Annotated in this window: 16 protein-coding genes and 1 pseudogene; 10 read left to right on the forward strand and 7 right to left on the reverse strand. The window is 71.1% G+C overall.

Going from position 1 to position 18,768, the window contains the following annotated elements:
• Positions 1-232 precede the first annotated feature (232 nt).
• The 5 genes from MKK49_RS07845 to MKK49_RS07865 form a co-directional block, all read right to left on the reverse strand.
• Entirely contained in the window at positions 233-427 is a 195-nt protein-coding gene (locus MKK49_RS07845) for a hypothetical protein (protein ID WP_244027559.1), read from the reverse strand.
• 230 nt (positions 428-657) lie between these two features.
• Positions 658-1,947: an oxalate/formate MFS antiporter gene (gene oxlT, locus MKK49_RS07850; RefSeq protein ID WP_244027579.1), complete on the reverse strand. Its 1,290-nt coding sequence runs from the start codon at positions 1,945-1,947 to the stop codon at positions 658-660.
• A 375-nt stretch (positions 1,948-2,322) separates the two neighbouring features.
• On the reverse strand, positions 2,323-4,803 hold the full coding sequence (locus MKK49_RS07855; RefSeq protein WP_244027560.1) for an ATP-binding cassette domain-containing protein: 2,481 nt from the start codon (positions 4,801-4,803) through the stop codon (positions 2,323-2,325).
• Positions 4,804-4,991: 188 nt separating this feature from the next.
• Entirely contained in the window at positions 4,992-5,861 is an 870-nt protein-coding gene (locus MKK49_RS07860; RefSeq protein ID WP_244027561.1) for a branched-chain amino acid ABC transporter permease, read from the reverse strand.
• A 10-nt stretch (positions 5,862-5,871) separates the two neighbouring features.
• Entirely contained in the window at positions 5,872-7,059 is a 1,188-nt protein-coding gene (locus MKK49_RS07865; protein ID WP_244027563.1) for an ABC transporter substrate-binding protein, read from the reverse strand.
• A gap of 198 nt (positions 7,060-7,257) precedes the next feature.
• Between MKK49_RS07865 and MKK49_RS07870 the strand changes: the two genes are divergently transcribed.
• Positions 7,258-7,692: a nuclear transport factor 2 family protein gene (locus MKK49_RS07870; RefSeq protein WP_244027564.1), complete on the forward strand. Its 435-nt coding sequence runs from the start codon at positions 7,258-7,260 to the stop codon at positions 7,690-7,692.
• Here the strand turns inward: MKK49_RS07870 and MKK49_RS07875 are convergent, their stop codons facing one another.
• Positions 7,693-8,445 (reverse strand): GntR family transcriptional regulator, encoded by a 753-nt coding sequence (locus tag MKK49_RS07875; RefSeq protein WP_244027565.1) that lies wholly within the window; start codon positions 8,443-8,445, stop codon positions 7,693-7,695.
• Positions 8,446-8,661: 216 nt separating this feature from the next.
• On the opposite strand from MKK49_RS07875, the gene MKK49_RS07880 reads away from it, so the two are divergent.
• The 9 genes from MKK49_RS07880 (at position 8,662) to MKK49_RS07920 (ending at position 18,171) form a co-directional block, all read left to right on the forward strand.
• Entirely contained in the window at positions 8,662-10,284 is a 1,623-nt protein-coding gene (locus MKK49_RS07880) for a gamma-glutamyltransferase family protein (protein ID WP_244027566.1), read from the forward strand.
• Between the two features lie 118 nt (positions 10,285-10,402).
• Complete coding sequence (locus tag MKK49_RS07885; protein ID WP_244027567.1) at positions 10,403-11,914, forward strand: ABC transporter substrate-binding protein; 1,512 nt, start codon at positions 10,403-10,405, stop codon at positions 11,912-11,914.
• Between the two features lie 18 nt (positions 11,915-11,932).
• Positions 11,933-12,877, forward strand: a complete 945-nt coding sequence (locus MKK49_RS07890) for an ABC transporter permease (RefSeq protein WP_244027568.1) — start codon at positions 11,933-11,935, stop codon at positions 12,875-12,877.
• Complete coding sequence (locus MKK49_RS07895; protein ID WP_279595400.1) at positions 12,874-13,782, forward strand: ABC transporter permease; 909 nt, start codon at positions 12,874-12,876, stop codon at positions 13,780-13,782. Before MKK49_RS07890 ends, MKK49_RS07895 begins: the two co-directional genes overlap by 4 nt.
• Before the next feature lies 1 nt (position 13,783).
• Positions 13,784-14,812 carry an ABC transporter ATP-binding protein gene (locus MKK49_RS07900; protein WP_244027570.1) on the forward strand — a complete coding sequence of 343 codons (1,029 nt, stop codon included), beginning with the start codon at positions 13,784-13,786 and terminating at the stop codon, positions 14,810-14,812.
• Entirely contained in the window at positions 14,809-15,735 is a 927-nt protein-coding gene (locus MKK49_RS07905) for an ABC transporter ATP-binding protein (protein ID WP_244027572.1), read from the forward strand. The genes MKK49_RS07900 and MKK49_RS07905 overlap by 4 nt, the downstream gene beginning before the upstream one ends.
• 12 nt (positions 15,736-15,747) lie before the next feature.
• Positions 15,748-17,325, forward strand: coding sequence for a gamma-glutamyltransferase family protein (locus MKK49_RS07910; protein WP_244027574.1), 1,578 nt, complete (start codon positions 15,748-15,750; stop codon positions 17,323-17,325).
• A gap of 106 nt (positions 17,326-17,431) precedes the next feature.
• On the forward strand, positions 17,432-17,848 hold the full coding sequence (locus MKK49_RS07915; RefSeq protein WP_244027576.1) for a hypothetical protein: 417 nt from the start codon (positions 17,432-17,434) through the stop codon (positions 17,846-17,848).
• Positions 17,845-18,171: a hypothetical protein gene (locus tag MKK49_RS07920; RefSeq protein ID WP_244027578.1), complete on the forward strand. Its 327-nt coding sequence runs from the start codon at positions 17,845-17,847 to the stop codon at positions 18,169-18,171. The genes MKK49_RS07915 and MKK49_RS07920 overlap by 4 nt, the downstream gene beginning before the upstream one ends.
• Positions 18,172-18,259: 88 nt before the next feature.
• Here the strand turns inward: MKK49_RS07920 and MKK49_RS07925 are convergent.
• Positions 18,260-18,625, reverse strand: a pseudogene (locus tag MKK49_RS07925) (methyl-accepting chemotaxis protein); the annotation flags it as partial.
• Between the last annotated feature and the right edge of the window lie 143 nt (positions 18,626-18,768).

The following is an 18,768-nucleotide window of genomic DNA, read 5'->3' on the forward strand; positions in this document are numbered from 1 at the left end:
TGCTTCCGGCCCAACCTTGCGGACACGCCGATCGCGAGTGCCTCACGGAACGCCCGATCCCCGACGGTTCTCGCTCTGATACGGGCTCCGCTTGATCATGTCGGTGAGGCGGTAAAACGCGGGTCCCCACACCTTCCAGGAGAGGGAGCACTGAAGCGACCGTTCGATCCGAAGTGATCACCCGGAAGAGGTATGAGACCAACGGTGCAGCGAATCGGCATGACCGCAGAAATCATTGCAGGGATTCCGTCATGATTCCAATAAGCGAAGATGAGCCGTGATGATCATCATAAACGGCAATGATGGAAAACAGCAATCCGACGGCGGAAAGATATGACACTATAAAAAGATCGCGATGCTCGCTCTTGGCAATCGCCACCCCTGCGAATGGGATGCTCTGAAGAACCAATGCTGCGGCAACGTTCATGGCTGACCTCAGTGTCTGCCGAGATACGATAGTCTCTTGCCCAAGACGTGTCTCTCACAAAAATCCCGCCGTGCTCGGAGCGGGAACCGGCGGGGACCGGGAGTTTCGTGAGGCACACGTCAGATGTTCCCATCCCAATAGTCCACGTCCAGAGTATTTTCTGATCTGTTTCGGTCAAGCCCCGTGTGTCCTTCGAGCCACGCGCCGAGACACGTGGCTCGAAGGTCTCCTCAGGCAGCGCGAACCGGCTGTCCGGGGAAGGGAGCGGCGGCAGGGACGTCGTCGGTGAGGTAGCGAGCCCGCAGGGGCTTCAGGACGAACAGGGCGAGGACGGCAGCCACCACGTTCAGGCCGATGATGATGGCGAACACCGCCGACCAACCGTAGGCTGCCGAGATCAGGCTCGCCACCGGCACCAGGAACGAGGCCGTTCCCTTCGCGGTGTAGAGGAGGCCCGCGTTGGTGGTGGCGAATTTCGAGCCGAAGGTGTCACCACAGGTCGCGGGGAACAGTGAGTAGATCTCCCCGAACACTCCGAAGTAGATCGCCGTCGCAAAAACGAAGACCATCGGCTGCGTTCCCGCCGTCAGAAGCAGGACGATCGCCAGCGCGGCAATGCTGAAGGCGATGAACATCGTGTTCTCGCGCCCGATGTTGTCGGAGACGTAGCCGAAGAAGGGGCGTCCGAAGCCATCGAAGATCCGGTCGAGCGAGATCGCCATGGTGAGGGCCGCCATCTGCAGGCCGAACATGCTGACTGGGACGTCCGCAACCTTGAAGTCGTGCGCGATCGGCGCGATTTGGGCTGCCGCCATCAGGCCGCCCGCCGCCACCATCACGAACATGGCGTACATCACCCAGAAGACCGGGGTGCGCACCGCCTCGCGGGGGCTGCGGTCGACCTTGGTCTGGGGCAGGCGCAGGGTCTTGCGCTGCACCGGGACCGCCAGCGAGGGTTTGCGCAGGAAAAACGAGAGCAGAACCACGATGGCGCCCTGGCCGAGGCCGAAATACAGAAAGGCGTCCTGATATCCGGTGGTCGCGATCATCTTGGCGATCGGAACCACGGTGACGGCGGCACCCGCCCCGAAGCCGGCGGCCGTGGCCCCGGCGGCAAGGCCGCGCCGATGCGGGAACCATTTGAGCGCATTGCCGACGCAGGTGCCGTAGACAGACCCCGCGCCGATGCCGCCGATCACGGCCGCAACGTAGAAAAGCGGCAGCGCGGTGGCCTGAGAGTTCAGGACCCAGGCAAGCGCGATCATGACGCCGCCGAAGCACACGACGATGCGCGGGCCGTACCGATCGACGAACCAGGCCTCGATGGGGACGAGCCAAGTCTCGGTGGCAACGAAGATGGTGAAGGCGAACTGGATGGCCGCGCGGCCCCAGTGAAACTTGGCGTCGATCGGGTCGACGAAGAGCGTCCAGCCGTACTGCAGATTGGCGATCATCGCCATGCAGAGGACGCCGAAAGCAAGCTGCCACCATTTGGCGGACGGGGAGTCCTGGCGTTCCATCCCTGATTCCTTTCCCGGCAATATTTTTATGCCTTCCCTCCAAAAGAGCACGAAAATTCTAGGTATGCAATATACCAGGGATTAAAACGCCGGCCTGATCGTGCGCCGGTGGCGGCACGTTTGTCGGTGGTGGTGGGAGCGCGCGCTGCCAGGCGACAGCGTTCATGCGGCGCCTTGAATGCGCGACACGGGATAGGGAACGCTCGAATCAGGCGGGAGGGCGCGCCGACGCGCAGCGAAGGTCCGCGTCGTCTCCTCTCGAGCCGAGCGGAGGCAGACGGAATACCACCCGTCACCGACGGACCAAGCGGACGTCAAACTTCCGCTTCGACCGCCAGCACCCGCCGAGCCCCGAGACGTCCCGCGGGACCGGGATCACGCCGCGCCGAGATAGGCGGCCTCCAGGCCCTTGTCCGCCGCGAGGTCTGCGGCCGAACCCTGCGTGACGACGCGGCCCTGCTCGAGGACGTAGCCGCGGTCGGCCACGGTCAGGGCGAGGGCCGCCATCTGGTCGACGATGAGAATCGTGGTGCCGGAATCCCGCAGCTCGGCCACCACGGCGTAGAGGGCGTTGATCATCGCGGGCGCCAAGCCCAGCGACGGCTCGTCGAGGAGCAGGATGCGCGGCCGCGCCATCATCCCGCGGGCGATGGCGAGCATCTGCTGCTCGCCGCCCGAGAGCAGCCCGGCCCGGCTCGTGGCGCGGTCGCGCAGGCGGGGGAAACGGGTCAGCAGCGCCTCGATCTCGGCCGGGTCGATGGGGTCGTTCCGGCCGTGGGCGCCGAGGCGGATGTTCTCCACGACGGTCAACTCCGGAAACACCTGGCGGCCCTCGGGCACGAGGGCGAGGCCGAGGCGGGCGATCCGGTGGGCCGGGAGCCCCGCGACGGCGCGGTCCTCCAGCACGATCCCGCCCGTGACCGGGCGCAGGAGCCCGGCCAGCGCCCGCATGGCCGTGGACTTGCCGGCGCCGTTGGCGCCGAGCAGCGCCACGGTCTCGCCGGGGCGGACTTCCAGGGACACCCCCTCCAGCACAGCGGCGGCGCCGTAGCCGGCGGTGAGGCCGTGGGCCGAGAGCACGGCGTCGGCCGGCCCCTGCCAGGGGGTCGCGCGCGGCCGGGCCGGCGTGTCGGCCGCACCCAGATAGGCGCGGATCACCGCCGGGTCGTGGCGGATCGCGGCCGGGGCGCCGCTGGCGATGGGCCGGCCGGCATCCATGACGAGGATGTGGTCGGAGACGCCCATGACGAGGGGCATGTCGTGCTCGACGAGGATCACGGCGACGCCGCAGGCGGCTATCCGGCGCAGGAGCCGCCCCAAGCGGTCGGTGTCGGCGCGGGTGAGGCCGGCGGCGGGCTCGTCGAGGAGGAGCACCCGGGGCCGGCCGGCGAGCGCCCGGGCGATCTCGACGAGGCGGCGGTCGACATGGGGCAGTTCGTCGGCGCGCCGGTCGAGGGCGCCGGTATAGCCGGTGAAGGCCAGCAGGCCGGCGGCCGTCATCCGATCCGCCCGCCCCGCCCGACGCCAGAGCCGGCCGGGGGCGAAGGCGAGCGCCACGTTGTCGACGACGCCGAGGGAGCCGAACAGCCGCGTGGTCTGGTAGGTGCGGGCGATGCCGGCCCGGGCGACGGCCTGGGCCGGGGCGCCCGTGAGGTCGCGGGCCCCGAGGCGGATGGCGCCGGCCCCCGGGCGGTAGAAGCCCGAGACCATGTTGAGCACCGTGGTCTTGCCGGCGCCGTTCGGGCCGATGACGCTGGTGACGGCGCCGGGCCGGGCGGTGAACGACACGCCCTCGGCCGCCTGGATGCCGCCGAACCGGATGCCGACGGCCTCCACCACCAGGGGCTCGCCGGGCCGTTTCCCGAGGAAGCCGGCCAGGAAGCCGGCGAGGTCGGATTCCCCCGTGGCCCTGGTATCCGTCCGGCGCGGGATCAGGCGGGCGACGCTGCCGACGAGGCCGGCGGGGACGAGCCAGAGCACCACCAGGGTGGCGAGGCCGAAGAACAGCAGGCGGTACTCGGCGAGGCCCGACAGGGTCTCGGGCAGGAGCACGGTGACCAGCGCCCCGAACAGGGGGCCGAGCACGGTGCCGGCGCCGCCGACCACGACGGCGAGGACGAACAGGATCGACTGGGAGAACGGGAACGAGCTCGGGGCGATGAACAGCATCAGGGGCGGCAGCACGGCCCCGGCGAGGCCCGTCAACGCCGCCGAGACGGCGAACGCCAGGGTCTTCACCCGCACGGGATCGAAGCCCAGCGAGGCGGCCGCCACGTCGGCGTCGCGCACGGCGCGCATGGCCCGGCCGAGGCGGCTCCGGGCCAGGCGGTGGAAGCCGGTGAGGGCGGCCCCGGCCATCAGGACCGCGAGGATCGCGAGTTCGCGCTCGGCGAAGGGGACCCCGAACAGGGTCGGGCCGCCGCTGACGACGAGGCCGTTCTGGCCGCCCGTGAGGGAGCCGCCCTCGATGAGCGCGTGCTCGACGATGAAGCCGAACGCGATGGTGACCATGGCCAGATACGGCCCCTTCACGCGCATGGCCGGCACGGCGAGGCCGATGCCGACGAGGCCCGAGAGCCCGGCCGCCGCCGGCAGCGCCAGCCAGAAGCTGAGGCCCGCCCCGGTGAGGACCGCGCTCGCATAGGCGCCGATGGCGTAGAAGCCGGCATGGCCGAAGGAGATCAGGCCGGTGAGCCCGAGCAGCACGTTGAGGCCGACCCCGGCGAGCGTGGTCAGAGCCACGAGCGCGATGACGAAGTGGCTGTAGCCGGTGGAGCCGGCGACGAGGCCAAGGCCCGCCGCCGTCAGGGCCAGGATGGCGAGGGGCATGGCCCAGCGTCCGGTCAGGTGGCGCATGGCGTCAGACGGGCTCCGGTTGATCACCTCGGATTGAATGGACGCGACAGGCCCCCTCTCCTGAAAGGAGAGGGTTGGGGTGAGGTGTGCGAACTCTCCGAACAAGTCACACACCTCACCCTGTCCCTCTCCTTCCAGGAGAGGGGACCCGCGCTTGGCGCCGACCGAACGGATCAGCCGGAACGGTATCAGACCTTGTTGACGGCGCGGCGGCCGAACAGGCCGTCCGGCCGGAGCGCCAGGGCCAGGATGATCACCGAGAACACCACGAGCTGGGTGAAGGCGGAGCCGAGCGTCGCCGTGACGGTCGCCTCCAGGAGCCCGTAGAGCAGCCCCGCCACCACGACGCCCGTGGCCGAGCCGATGCCGCCCAGGATCGCCACGGCGAAGGCCTTGATCCCGAACAGGGCGCCCATCTCGGCCGAGACCGAGAACAGGGGTGCGATGAGCAGGCCCGCGACGCCCGCCAGCACCGCCGAGAGGGCGAAGGCGCAGGCCACGGTGCGGCGCACGTCGATGCCCATGAGGCGGGCCGCATCCGCGTTCTGGGCCACGGCAAGGAGCACCCGGCCGAGGTCGGTCCGGCGGAACACCGTGCGGATGACGAGCGCCACCGCGACGCCGATCACCGGGATGACGAGCTGGAGCGGGTAGATTCCCGTCCCGAAGACCTGCACGGGCGACACCGCCAGGGCGGAGGGCAGGCTGCGCGGCTCCTTGCCGAAGGTGAACAGCAGGGTGTTGTCGAGGATGATGCCGCCCGCCACGGTGGCGAGCAGCCACGCGTCGGAGCCGCGCTCGACGAAGGGCCGGACCAGCAGGCGCTCCACCACGATTCCGAGGAGGGCGCAGCCGGCCAGCGCCAGGAGCACGGCGAGGGGCATCGGCCAGCCGAGCGTGACGCCGAGCCAGTAGCCCAGCACGGCGCCGAGCGTCACCGCCGAGCCTTGGGCGAAGTTGACGGTGCCCGACACCGCGTAGGTGATGTGGAAGCCGAGCGCGATCAGCCCGTACATGGCGCCGAGGCCGAGGCCGGTGACGAGGGTGCCGGTGAGCATCCGGCGACCGTCAGTTCGTCACGGCGACGATCTCGCCGTTCTGGAAGCGGGTGAAGACGTAGTCCTGCGGCCCGAGGGCGTCGTGCCGGCCCGGGGCGAAGGGGGTGTCGTAGGTCTTGATCAGGCCCGGATAGGCGCCGACCTTGTAGAAGCCGTCGCGGACCTCCGGCCCCTTGGTCGACTTGGCCGCCGTGATGGCCAGCGCGAGAAGGTGCGTCGCATCGTACGCGTTGGCGATGCCGACGGCCGGGGTCACGTCGGCCATCGACTTGATCGCCGGGTACTTCTTCTTCAGGGCGTCGAGGACGGCGAGCGCCTTCGGGGCGGTGTTGCCCGCGAAGGTGAAGGTCTGGATGAAGTGGACCTTGCCGGCGTTCGGGCCGGCGAGTTCGTCGAAGCGCCCGCCCGCCGGGCCCCAGTGCGAGACCACCGGCACGGTCCAGCCCATGCGGTCGAGGGATTTCACCACCTGGGCCGAGGGGCCGACATTGCCGACGAGGAACAGGGTGTCGGCCCCGGCCTCCTTCAGGCGGGTGAGCTGGGGCACCATGTCGACGTCGGCGGCCTCGTACTTCTCGATGCCGGCGCTGGGGAGGTTCGCCGCCTTGAGGGCCGCGACGAGGCCCTGCTGGTTCGACTCGCCCCAGGCGTTGTTGACGAGGATCATGCCGGGCTTCTTCGCGCCGTGGGTCTTCAGCGCGTAGGCGACCAGGGCCTCGTCCACGAGGGCGTCCACGGCCGAGACCCGGAAGGCGTAATTGTCCGCCGCCCCGTTGCGGGTGATGCCGGTGCCGGCGGCCCAGGGCCCGAGGAACGGCACCTTCATCTGGTTGGCGATGGGGACCAAAGCCATGGAGACGGGGGTGTCGAGGCCGCCCACCAGGGCGACGACGCCGACGCGCTGGATCAGTTCGCGGGCGGCGAGCACGCCCTTCGACGGGTTGGCCTCGTCGTCCCGCGCCACGAGTTCGAGGGGCCGGCCGAGGACGCCGCCGGCGGCGTTGATCTCGTCGATGGCGAGCCCGATGCCGCGCGAGATCGCCTCGCCGGATTTCGCCGACTGGCCGCTGAGCGCCGTGACGAGGCCGATGCGGATGGGTTCCTCGGCCAGGGCCGCGGAGACGCCCGAGACGCCAAGAAGCAGGGCCATGCCGAGCGCCACGCGGCGGGTCGGGGACGGGCGGGTGCGGATGGGCATGATGGACGGTCTCCGGCGGAATCGGCTCGGATTTTGCAATGCCCATGCCACGCATCAAGTCGTTGTCATCTATGAAGAAAGTCGTGCGCCTCCCAGGCTTGTGCCTCGAACTTCGCCAAAGTGCATACACTTTTTGCATGCACTTCGGGCGGGCGGCGGCGAGGATGGGGGGCGGCGTCAGGCAGGGGAGATCGAGCGATGACGGCAGGACCGAAGGACCCGGACACGACCGGACCGGACATGACGGCGCGGGACGCGGCCCTCGTCACCGCCTATCTCGAAGCCTCGATGGTGCCGGACCCGGAGACGGCGGCCACCTACATGGCGCCCGGCATCGAGATCGTGTTCACGGGCGCGCGCCGCTTCCGGCATCCCCGCGAGGTCACGGCGTTCAACGCCGGGCGCTACGCCTGGGTGAAGAAGCGCATGGAGCGCCTCGACGTGGTGCCGGGCGACGGGGTCACCACGGTCTACAGCCTCGGCACCCTCTACGGCGCCTGGCCCGACGGCACGCCGTTCGAGGACAACCGCTACGTCGACCGCTTCACCGTGCGGGACGGCCTGATCGTCACCATGGAGGTGTGGAACGACAGCGCCGAGCGCATCCTGACGGCGCGCGGGATCACCGCCTGATCAGCCCAAAGCCTCGGCGTAGGGCGCGAGCCGCCGCAGGAGGTCGCCGTCGCGCGGCGGGGCGGCGACGATGCGCGCCCGCTCGGCCACGGCGTCGAGGTGGTGGTCCATGAGGGCGGTGGCACGCGCCGCATCGCCCGCCGCGAGGGCCGCGATGAGGGCGCGGTGCTCGGCCACCGCGCATTCGGCCGAGTGGGGCCGGCTGTAGAGCGAGAGGATGAGGGCGCAGCGGTAGCCGAGCTCGCCGACGTAGCGCTCCAGCACGGGGCTGCCGGTCATCCGGGCCAGCAGCAGGTGGAATTCCGTCGCGAGGCGGATGGAGCCCGGCTCGGCCCCGCGCTGGGCCGCCTCCTCGCGGTCGACATGGGCCTGCAGGGCGGCCTCCTGGTCGGGATCGAGGCGGCCGGCGAGGCGGGCGACGACGAGGCGTTCGAGGCCGATGCGGATGTCGAAGGTGTCGCGCGCCTCCTCCCAGCTCGGCGTCGCCACGACGGCGATGCGGTTGCGGCGCAGCTCGACCAGGCCCTCGCCGGCGAGCTGCCCCAGGGCCTGGCGCGCGATGGTGCGGCTGACGCCGAACCGCTCGCCGAGGGCATCCTCGGGCAGGCGGTCGCCGGGGGCCACGGCCCGCTCGACGATGGCCCGCCGCAGGGCCCGGCAGATCGCCCCGACCCGGTCCGTGCCCTGGTCCGGGCCCTGGTCCTTGCCTCTTTGCCGCGCCCCGTCGCCCGCCCTGTCCCGTCCACCCGCCATCCCGCGTCCGCCCCTCCTGCCGTTCCCGCCCGGCGTCCCGCCACCGCACGCCAAGGCCACTGCACCCCAAGGCCACCGCACGCCAAGGCCACCGCACGAGAAGCACGAGCGGGACCAGAGCGGCCACGGTAGGAATTCGGAGCCGCGCCGCAGCCCCGGCCCGCGCCGTGCTTCCACGGGATCGCGCACGCTCCCACGTTGAGGAACCTCGATCCGATGACACCCTTCGACTGGACGACCGGCTATCCCACCGTGCGCATGCCGATCTTCGGCCGCAACGTGGTGGCGACCTCTCACGCGCTCGCGGCCCAGGCCGGCCTGCGCATGCTCTGGCAGGGCGGCAACGCCGTGGACGCCGCCATCGCGACGGCGGCGGCCAAGACCATCACCGAGCCGTGCAGCAACGGCCTCGGCTCGGACGCCTTCTGCATCCTGTGGGACGGGACGCAGCTCCACGGGCTCAACGCCTCGGGCGGCGCCCCCGCCGCCTGGAACCCGGACTACTTCCGGGACAAGTACGGCGCGGACGCCCGGCACCCGCCCATGCGCGGCTGGGATTCCGTCACGGTGCCGGGGGCCGTCGCCGCCTGGGTCGCCTTGAGCGAGCGCTTCGGCCGCCTGCCCTTCGCCGACCTCCTGGAGCCGGCCATCGAGATCGCCGAGCGCGGCTACCTCGCCCCCATCGTGGTCCAGCAGAAATGGGCCGCCGCCGCGCGGATCGATGACATCACCCGGCAGCCGGGCTTCGCCGAGACCTTCCTGCCCCATGGCCGCGCGCCCCATGTCGGCGAGCGCGTCACCCTGCCGGGGATCGCCCGGGCCCTGCGCGCCATCGGGCGGACCGGGGGGCGGGCCTTCTACGAGGGCGAGATCGCCGAGGCGATGGCGCGGCACGCGGGCCTCCATGGCGGCGCGATGACGGTGGGCGACCTGGCGGCCTTCACGCCCGAATGGGTGACGCCGACGGCCCAGGATTATCGCGGCCACACCCTGCACGAGATCCCGCCCAACGGTCAGGGCATCGCCGCCCAGATCGCGCTCGGCATCCTGCAGAACTTCGATCTCGCGGGCCTCGCTCCGGACGGGCCGGAGGCCCAGCACCTCCAGATCGAGGCGATGAAGCTCGCGTTCGCCGACACCTACCGCTACGTCGCCGACCCCCGCACCATGACGGTGACCCCGGAGGCGATGCTCGACCCCGCCTACCTCGCCGGGCGGGCGGCCCTCATCGACCGGCAGCGCGCCCAGGTGTTCGGCGCCGGCAACCCCGTGCGCGGCGGCACGGTCTACCTCACCACGGCCGATGAATCCGGCATGATGGTGAGCTTCATCCAATCGAACTTCATGGGCTTCGGCTCCGGCGTGGTCGTGCCCGAATGGGGCCTGTCCCTGCAGAACCGCGGCCACGGCTTCTCCCTCGATCCCGCCAGCCCGAACGTGGTGGCGCCGGGCAAGCGCCCGTTCCACACCATCATCCCGGGGTTCCTGACCCGGGACGGGGCGCCGGTGATGAGCTTCGGCGTCATGGGCGGCAACATGCAGCCCCAGGGGCACGTCCAGACCCTGGTGCGGATGCTCGACCACGCCCAGAACCCCCAGGCGGCCTGCGACGCGCCGCGCTGGCGCTTCAACGCCGGCCTCGAGATCAACGCCGAATCCACCATGCCGGCCGCCACCCTCCGGGGCCTGGTGGAGCGGGGGCACCGGGTCGCGGTGATCGAGGACAGCTACCAGGATTTCGGGGCCGGCCAGTTCATCTGGCGCATGGGCGATCCCGCCACCGAGGGCTACGTCGCCGCCAGCGATCCGCGCCGCGACGGGCAGGCGGTGGTGTGGTGACGGGCAGGGCGCCGCCCAGGCTGGCACGGATAATGTATGCATCCCGGGACGCGATGACCGCCTTGTTGCCGCCGCTCGCGCGACGAGGCCATTCCGCTCACGCCCTGAAGGAAGCTTGATGCTGCGTCTGTTCGCTGCCTGCCTCGTCGCGGGCGTCGCTTCGCTGAGCCCCGTCCCAGGTCTGCTCGGCCCCGTCCAAGCCCAGACCCTCCGCTTCGGCCTGATGGAGGACCCCGACGCCCTCGATCCGAGCCTCGCCCGCACCTTCACCAGCCGCATGGTCTTCGCCGCCCTGTGCGACAAGCTCGTGGATATCGGGCCCGACCTGAAGCCGGTGCCGCAGCTCGCCACGCATTGGAGCCTCTCGGAGGACGAGAAGACCCTGACCATGACCCTGCGGCCGGGCGTGCTGTTCCATGACGGCGAGCCCCTCGACGCGGCGGCGGCCAAGTACAGCATCGAGCGCCACCTGAAGCTGCCCGGCTCCCAGCGCCGCGGAGAGATCGCGCCCATCGACCGGGTCGAGGTGGTCGACGACCTGACGTTCAAGATCCTTCTCAAGACCCCGTTCGCGCCGCTCATGGCCCAGTTCACGGATCGGGCCGGCATGATGGTCTCGCCGAAGGCCGCCGAGCGGCTGGGCGACAAGTTCTCCACGGCGCCGGTCTGCGCCGGCCCGTTCAAATTCGTCGAGCGCGTGCCCCAGGACCGCATCGTGGTCGAGCGCTTCGACGGGTACTGGAACAAGGACCAGATCCACCTCAAGCGCATCGAGTTCCGGCCGATTCCCGACGGCACCGTGCGGTTGACCAACCTGCGCGCCGGCCAGCTCGACCTCCTGGAGCGCCTCACCCCCACCGACCTGCCGCAGGTGAGCCGCGACCCCAAGCTGAAGGTCGGTTCGACCTACGAGCTCGGCTTCCAGTCCATCGTGTTCAATCCGAACCGGCCCGGCTCGGCCGTCGCCGATCCGCGGGTGCGGGCGGCCTTCGATCTTTCCATCGACCGCAACGCCCTCAACCAGGTGGTGTTCGGCGGCGAGTTCCTGCCCGGCAACCAATGGGTCTCCCCGAAGCACCCGGCCTACGTGACGGCGTATCCCCTGCCCAAGCGCGACATCGCCAAGGCCAAAGCCCTGCTGGCGGAGGCCGGCATCCCGAAACCCAGCGTCACCCTGACCGTCTACGCGAACAACGAGGCGCCCCAGGTCGGCCAGGTGATCCAGGCGATGACCCGGGAAGCCGGCTTCGACGTGAAGCTCCAGGCCACCGACTTCACCACGGCGCTCGACGCCGCCGACAAGGGGAATTTCGACGCCTACCTGTATTCGTGGAGCGGCCGGCCGGACCCGGACGGCAACACCTTCAGCTTCCTCGCCTGCAAGACGCCCCTGAACTACGCCCGCTACTGCGATCCGGAGGCCGACGCGGCGCTCAGTGCCGAGCGGGCGACCATCGACCCGGCCCATCGCGCGGAGGCCTGGAAGCGGCTGGCCGACAAGGTGATGGCCGACCGGCCGCTGATCTACCTGTTCCACCGCAAGCTGTTCTGGGCCTACGGCACCAAGCTCTCCGGCTTCACGCCCTATCCCGACGGCCTCGTGCGCTTCGGCGGCCTGACCCTGAACTGAATTCGGGAGGCCCGCCCGATGCTGCGCGTCCTCGTCCAACGCCTCGCGCTCGCGATCCCCACCCTGGTGATCGCCTCGATGATCATCTTCGTGCTCCAGCAGCTCCTGCCCGGCGACACCGCCACGGCCCTGTCGGGCGAGGAGCGCGACCCGGAGGTGATCGCCTTCATCCGGCAGAAGTACCACCTCGATCGGCCGCTCCCCGTGCGCTACGCCCTGTGGGCCGGCGGGGTGCTCCGGGGCGATCTCGGCGAATCGATCCGGCTGCAGAAGCCCGTGCTCGACCTCGTCGTCGAGAAGCTGCCCGTCACCCTGGAGCTCGCCTGCCTCGCCATGCTGGTGGCCCTCGTCATCGGGGTGCCCATGGGCATCCTCTCGGCGGTCCAGCGCGGCCGGGCCGCCGACACCATCGCCAACGGCATCGCCCTGTGGGGCCTCTCCGTGCCGAACTTCTGGCTCGGCATCCTGATGATCCTGCTGTTCTCGGTCCAGCTCGGCTGGCTGCCGGCCTCGGGGTTCGTCTCGCCCTTCGAGAGCCTGTCCGAGAACCTGCGCTCCCTGGCGATGCCGGCCTTCGTGCTCGGCAACGCCATCGCGGCGGTGATGATGCGCCACACCCGCGCGGCGATGCTGGGGGTCCTGGGCTCGGACTACGTCCGCACCGCCCGGGCCAAGGGCGTCTCGCCGCTGCGCCTCATCCTGCGCCACGCCCTGCCCAACGCCGCGATTCCCATCATCACCCTGGGCGCCCTCGAGTTCGGGCAGCTCCTGTCGGGCGCCGTGCTGACCGAGCAGGTCTTCTCCGTGCCGGGCTTCGGCAAGCTCATGGTCGATGCGGTGTTCAACCGCGACTACGCCACGGTGCAGGGCGTCGTGATCTGCACCGCCACCACCTACGTCCTCCTCAACCTCGGGGCCGACCTGCTCGCCGCCTTCGTGAACCCGAAGCTGCGGCGCGCATGAGCGATCTTGGCCTCATCGAGAACGGCGTGGGACTCCCGGCCGCCGCCCCCGCGCTTCGGGTCGAGCCGAGCCCGACACGGGAATTCTGGGGCCGTCTCGCCGCGCGCCGCAGCGCCATGGTCGGGCTCGTCATCGTGGTCGCCCTCATGGCGATGGCGGTGTTCGCCGACTGGATCGCCCCCTACGATCCCATCGCCACGGACTGGGGCGCCATCCGCAGCGCCCCGAGCCTCGCCCACCCCTTCGGCACCGACGAGGTCGGGCACGACGTCCTGTCGCGGATCGTGTTCGGCGCGCGGGCCTCCCTCGGGGCCGGGCTCACCTCCGTCGCCCTGGCGGTGGCCCTCGGCCTGCCGTTCGGCCTCATCGCGGGCTATGCCGGGGGATTCCTCGACCTGCTGATCATGCGCCTCACCGACGCGCTGCTGGCGATCCCGTTCCTCATCCTCGCCATCGCGCTCGCGGCCTTCCTCGGCCCCAGCCTCACCAACGCCATGGTGGCCATCGGCCTCTCGGCGACCTCGACCTTCGTGCGCCTGACCCGCGCCCAGGTGCAGGCGGTGGCGGCCGAGGAGTTCATCGAGGCCGCCCGCGCCGTCGGCAACCCGCCCTGGCGGATCGCGCTCCGCCACATCCTCCCCAACATCGTCCCGGCGATCCTGGTCCAGGCGACGCTGACCATCGCGGCCGCCATCATCGCCGAGGCCAGCCTGTCGTTCCTCGGCCTCGGCCAGCAGCCGCCCGACCCGTCCTGGGGCTCGATGCTCAACGTCGCCAAGAACTTCCTCGAACAGGCGCCCTGGATGGCGATCTGGCCCGGCGCCTCGATCTTCCTCGCGGTGCTGGCCTTCAACCTCCTGGGCGACGGTCTTCGCGATGCCCTCGACCCCCGGCAGAGGACCTGAGATGGCGGAGATGTCCGGCGAGACCCTGCTCGACGTGCGCGACCTCGGCGTCGCCTTCGACGGCGAGGGCGGCGCCGTCCACGCCGTCAACGGCGTGTCCTACACCCTGCGCGAGGGCGAGACCCTCGGCATCGTGGGCGAATCCGGCTCCGGCAAGAGCGTGCACGTGCTGGCGATGCTGGGGCTGATCCCGCGCCCGCCCGGCCGCATCACCGGCGGCCGGGTGCTGTTCGAGGGCCGCGACCTCCTCGCCCTGCCCGAGCGTGAGTTGCGAAAAGTTCGGGGCGGGAAGATCGGTTTCGTGTTCCAGGACCCCATGAGCTCGCTCAATCCCGGCATGACGGTGGCGGCGCAGATCGTCGAGCCCCTGCGCATCCATCTCGGCCTCGACGGGCGCGCCGCCCGCCTCCGCGCCCGCGAACTCCTCGACCTCGTGCGCATCCCCGATGCGGCCGCGCGCCTCGACCAGTACCCGCACGAGTTCTCCGGCGGCCAGCGCCAGCGGGTGATGATCGCCATGGGCCTGTCGTGCCGCCCGAAGCTCCTCATCGCCGACGAGGCGACGACGGCCCTCGACGTCACCGTCCAGGCCGAGATCATCGCTCTGGTGCAGGAGCTGAAGCGCGAGATCGGCATGGCGGTGATCTGGATCACCCACGACCTCGGCGTGGTGGCCGGCATCGCCGACACGGTGCAGGTGATGTATGCCGGCCGCATCCTCGAGCGCGGCCCCGTGGACAGCCTCTTCTCCGATCCGCGCAGCGCCTACACCCTGGGCCTCCTGCGCTCCCTGCCCGACCTCAGCCGCGGCCGGGCCGGGCGCCGGCGCCTCCACCAGATCGAGGGCGCGCCGCCGGACATGCGCGATCCGCCGCCGGGCGACCCCTTCGCCGCCCGCAACGCCTACGCCACCCCGCGCTGCCGGCGCGAGCCCCCACCCCTGGAACAGGCGCCCGGCGCCGCGCCCGGCCATCTCGTGGCCGCCTGGTACGACCTGCCGGCGCTCCGCGCCGCCGAGGAGGCCGCGTGACGCCCGCCCCCTACCCGCTCCTGTCCGTGCGCAACCTGAGCAAGCACTACCCCCTGCGCACGTGGTGGGGCGGACGGGGGTCGGTGTTCCGGGCGGTGGAGGATGTCAGCTTCGACATCCGCCCCGGCGAGACCCTGGGGCTGGTCGGCGAATCCGGCTCCGGCAAGTCCACCATCGGCCGGGCCGTGACCATGCTCAACCCGCCGACCTCCGGCACCGTCGCCTTCGAGGGCGCCGATCTCGCCCGCCTGCCCGCCCGCGAGATGCGCCGCATGCGCGCCCGCATCCAGACCGTGTTCCAGGACCCCTACGGCGCCCTCAACCCGCGCATGAGTGTCGGCGAGTACGTGGCCGAGCCGTTCCGCCTGCATCGCCCGACCATGGCGCGGGCGGAGCGGCGCGACGAGGTCGAGGGCCTGTTCGCCCGCGTCGGCCTCGATCCGCGCTTCGCCCGGCGCTACCCGCACCAGTTCTCCGGCGGCCAGCGCCAGCGCATCTGCATCGCCCGCGCCATCGCGTTGAAACCGAGCTTCATCGTCGCCGACGAGCCCATCGCCGCCCTCGACGTCTCGATCCAGGCCCAGGTGGTGAACCTGCTGCAGGATTTGCAGGACGAGCTCGGAATCTCCTACCTGTTCATCTCCCACGACCTGCGCATGGTGCGCTATCTCTGCCAGCGGGTGGCCGTGCTCTGGCGCGGCCGCATCGTCGAACTCGCCGAGGCGGACGCCCTCTACGACGATCCGCGTCACCCCTACACGCGGCGCCTCCTCGGCGCCGTGCCCGTGCCGAACCCGGTGGCGGAGCGGGCCCGCCTGCGCGCCGCCGCCGGGATGCCGCCCATGAGCCCGGACGCGGGCGGTGCCCTCGTCGAGGTCGCCCCCGGCCACTGGGTCGCGGGCGGCGCCGACTCTCGAGTTTAAGGACCTGTCGCCGTGAGAGACTTCGCGAAGCCGGGGCGCTCGCCCGTCCATGCCGCCAACGGGGCGGTGGCGACCTCCCACCCCCTCGCGTCCCTCGTGGCCATCGAGACCCTGAGGGCCGGGGGCAACGCCGTCGACGCCGCCATCGCGGCCGTGGCCGTGCAGGGCGTCGTCGAGCCGGCCATGACCGGCCTCGGCGGCGACTGCTTCGCGCTCTACGCCCCGAAGGGGGCGCGGGCGCCCGTCGCCCTCAACGGCTCGGGCCGCAGCCCGGCGGCCGCGCACGATGCCTGGTACCTCGAACGGGGCCTCGCCATCGGGCCGACCTCGCCCCACGCCGTCACGGTGCCGGGCGCCGTGGCGGCCTGGGCGAAACTCCTCGCCGATCACGGCACCCGTTCCCTCGCCGAACTGCTGCGGCCGGCGATCGCTTGCGCCGAGGACGGCTACGCCGTGCAGCCCCGCGTCGCCCTCGACTGGGCGCGCAACCGCGACAAGCTCCGCGCCGATCCGGGCTCGGCCGCCGCCTACCTCGTCGACGGCGAGGCGCCGCGAGTCGGCACCCGCATGCGCCACCCCAAACTCGCCGCCACCCTGCGGCGCATCGCCGAGCACGGCCCCGCGGGATTCTACGATGGGCCCGTCGCCGAGGACATGGTCGGGCGCCTGCGGGCGCTCGGCGGCCTCCACACCCTGGCGGATTTCGCGAATGCGGCGCCCGAATACGTCACCCCGATCACCACGCGGTACCGCGGCTACGACGTCTACGAATGCCCCCCGAGCGGCCAGGGGCTCGCCGCCCTGATGATGCTCAACGTGCTGTCGCACTACGACGTCGGGGCCCTGTCCGAACTCGACCGGGTCCACCTCTTCGCCGAGGCGTGCAAGCAGGCCTACCACCACCGCGACGCCCTGTTCGCCGATCCCGTGGTCGCCGCCGTGCCGGTGGAGCACCTGCTGTCGGAGGCGTGGCGGGCCTCGGCGCGGGGCGCCATCGACATGGGCCGGGCGCGCGACCCGGTGCTGTGGCCGGAGGTCCGCCACACCGACACGGTCTACCTCTGCGTGGTCGACCGCGACGGCAACGCGATCTCGCTCATCAACTCGATCTTCCAGGGCTTCGGCAGCGGCATCACCGCGCCGGAGAGCGGCGTGCTCCTGCACAATCGCGGGTTCTCGTTCCGGGTCGAGCCCGGCCACCCCAACACCATCGGCCCGGGCAAACGCCCGATGCACACCATCATCCCGGGCATGCTCATGCGCGACGGCGCCGTGGTGGCCCCCTTCGGCGTCATGGGCGGGCACTACCAGGCCATGGGCCATGTCGAGCTGCTCACCGGCCTCATCGACCGGGGCCTCGACGTGCAGGAGGCCCTCGACGCCCCGCGCAGCTTCGCCTACGGCGGCGGCGTCGAGCTCGAGGGCGGTTTTTCCCCGGGCCTCGCCGAGGCCCTCGCGGCGCGCGGCCACGTCACGATCCCGGCACCCCTGCCCATCGGCGGCGGCCAGATCATCTGGATCGACCCCATCACCGGCCTGCGCGCCGCCGGCTCCGATCCCCGCAAGGATGGGTGCGCGCTGGGGTATTAGGGTGCCTCACAAAACCCCCGAGCGCCGCCGGGACGAGGATTGACCCCTCGCGATCGGCCCCTTCACATGCGCCGGGTCGGAGACCGCGAACCTTCAGGTCGAATGGATGATTCGCCTCACGCTCAGCGTTGCGCGGCGCCTCTTGAATCGCCTGCGGACCGTCATCGCTTCACCACGGTTCGGGCCCGACGCCGGCGGGCGCGCCGGTTCACCGGAGATCTCCGCCGAGACGCCGGTTCGGCAACTGGTCCGATCCGGCCCCGATGGGACGGGCCGGACCTTCACGCGGGTGTTCGCGGCCTCGATCCGTCCACCCTGGCACGCGCATCCCGACATTCCCCTCGGATCGCTCGGCTGGCGCATGGGCGAGGGCGAGGAATACCTGATTTCCTTCCGGGACTGGTTCGGCCGCCAGACGCCCGATGAGCGGGCACGCTACGCCGCGACCTATCCCGAGCCGCCCGCCTGGCACGGCTTCTATGCGCGAACTGGCCCGAACCCGGTGGAAGGGCCTTCCCCGTGACCGCGCCACCCGCGCCCGACGACCTCGAACGGGCCTGGGATGCCCGTGTCGGGCTGCTGACGCGGCGCCTGTCGCCCCGGATGCAGGGGCTCGTGGAACGGGTGCAGGACCCCCGCCGATGGATCGCCCGGCGAAGTCTCGGCCTCCTCTTCATCCTCGGCACCCTGACCTCGGTCCCACGCAACAAGGGACTCTGGTTGCTGCCGATCGGCATCACGCTGCTGTGCGGCGGCGTCTCCGGATGGAAGGCGCCCGCGGAGCGATACACGCGCAGGATCGATCCGACTTTGAACCGCCTGAACCCCTGGTGGCGTGAGCGATAGTGACATCCGACCGTCACCGGGAGTCTCGTGAGGCACGCCGGAAAAGGGCCAGCCGATGGCGGTCCTTTCCCGGCGCGGCCGTCCGGCGTCAGGCCGCGCGGACGCCCCTGAGGAAGCGGGCGACCTCCCCGCTGAGGTGCTCGGACTGCCGCGAGAGTTCGGAGGCGGCCGACAGCACCTGGCTGGCCGCCGCCCCCGTCTCCTCCGAGGCCCGCGCCACGCCCGCGATGTTGCTGGTGACCTCGCTGGTGCCCGTGGAGGCCTGGGCGACGTTGCGCACGATCTCCTGGGTCGCCGCGCCCTGCTCCTCGACGGCGGCCGCGATCGAGGCGGCGACGCCGTTGATCTCGCGGATGCGCGTCGTGATCGAGCCGATGGCCGCCACCGCCTGGCCCGTCACCCCCTGGATCTGGGTGATCTGCCCGCCGATCTCCTCCGTGGCCCGTGCCGTCTGGGCGTAATTACCCACCCCCGTAATCTCGGGGTTCAGGCGCCGACGGTTTTGAGGATGGTGCCGAAGGAGCTGCTGCCTGTGAGGCGCGCGGTATCGACGACGGTGCGGATGGCAGCTTCGCCCTCGGCGGCCCACATCGCGCG

The organism is Methylobacterium sp. J-090, from assembly GCF_022829345.1.
GTDB lineage: Bacteria > Pseudomonadota > Alphaproteobacteria > Rhizobiales > Beijerinckiaceae > Methylobacterium.